The sequence below is a fragment of the Streptomyces sp. NPDC050485 genome (genome assembly GCF_044458185.1).
Classification (GTDB): Bacteria; Actinomycetota; Actinomycetes; order Streptomycetales; family Streptomycetaceae; genus Streptomyces.
Genome location: NZ_JBITHR010000080.1, coordinates 1 through 1,365 on the forward strand (window position 1 = coordinate 1; position 1,365 = coordinate 1,365).

The following is a 1,365-nucleotide window of genomic DNA, read 5'->3' on the forward strand; positions in this document are numbered from 1 at the left end:
CCGCCGCGACTGTGAGGATGTTCGGGTACTGCTCCGAGCGGTGGCCTGACTCGCGCCGCGACTGGCCCTGTGCCTTGAGTTTGATCTGTCGGCCACCGCCTGGAGCGGTACTTGCTGCCGCCGGGCAGGGGACGTGTCCCGATAGGGGCCTTCGCGACAGGCACCGTCACAGTCTTGACCGCCCCGGCCCGGCGACGGCCACCACCACCCGAGGCGATCAGGAGACAGGTGACCTTGTCCAGCATCACGCAGCCCACGGCCCCATGTCACGTCCCGGCCGACGCCGAGGAGGACATCCTGCTCGGCGTCGACACCCACAAGGACGTGCACGCCGCGGCCGTCATCACCACGCTCGGCGCTGCTCTGGACGGCCGCAGCTTTCCGGCGACCGCGGACGGATATCGTCAACTCCTCGCCTGGGCACGCTCGTTCGGAACGCTGCGGCGGGCCGGCGTCGAGTGCACCGGGTCCTACGGAGCAGCCCTGACGCGGCATCTGCGGGCCGAGGGCATCGAGGTGACCGAGGTCAACCAGCCTGACAAAGCCGCCCGACGGCGCCATGGCAAGACCGACGCGATCGATGCCGAAGCCGCTGCCCGCGCCGTGTTGTCCGGCCGTGCCACCGCCGCGGCGAAGACGAGCGACGGCCCGGTGGAGATGCTGCGGCTGTTCAAGCTGGCGAAGGGATCCGCGATCAAGTCCCGCACCCAGGCTATCAACCAGCTCAAGAGCGTTCTGGTCTGCGCCGATGCCGAACTTCGAGAGTCTCTGGCCCAGCTGAGCAACACCAAACTGTTCCAACAGTGCGCTCTACTCGTGGAGTCGGAGATCTCCGGGCCGGCAGGGGCCGCGCGTCACACCTTGAGACTGCTGGCCCGCCGCATCCAGCACCTGACCGAGGAGATCAACGACCTCACCAAACGGATAGCAGAAGCGATCCGAGCAAGCACTCCGGGCCTGCTCGACGTCCACGGCGTCGGCCCGGATACCGCAGCAGCCCTGCTCATCTCGGCTGGCGACAACCCCGAACGCCTCGACAGCGAGGCGTCCTTCGCCGCTTTGTGCGGCACCAGCCCTGTCGAGGCATCTTCCGGCAAAACCCAGCGGCGCAGACTCAACCGCGGCGGCGACCGCCAGGCCAACGCCGCCCTCTACCGGATCGTCCTCAGCCGCCTGCGCTGGGCTGGCCCTTCCCAGAACTACATGCAGCGGCGCCTCACGGAGGGCAAGACCAAGCGCGAGATCATCCGCTGCCTCAAACGGTACGTCGCCCGAGAGATCTACCGGCTCATTGTCCCCGCAAACCCGGCGGCAGATCCCACAGGACCAGCCCGAGACGCGACTTGACATCCATAGGGGCATCAA

At 67.8% G+C, this 1,365-nt stretch carries 1 protein-coding gene; it reads left to right on the forward strand.

Features of this window, described 5'->3' with window-relative positions; all coding sequences use genetic code 11:
* Window positions 1-234: 234 nt before the first annotated feature.
* Complete coding sequence (locus ACIBK6_RS42475) at window positions 235-1,347, forward strand: IS110 family transposase (RefSeq protein ID WP_399058850.1); 1,113 nt, start codon at window positions 235-237, stop codon at window positions 1,345-1,347.
* Window positions 1,348-1,365: the final 18 nt, after the last annotated feature.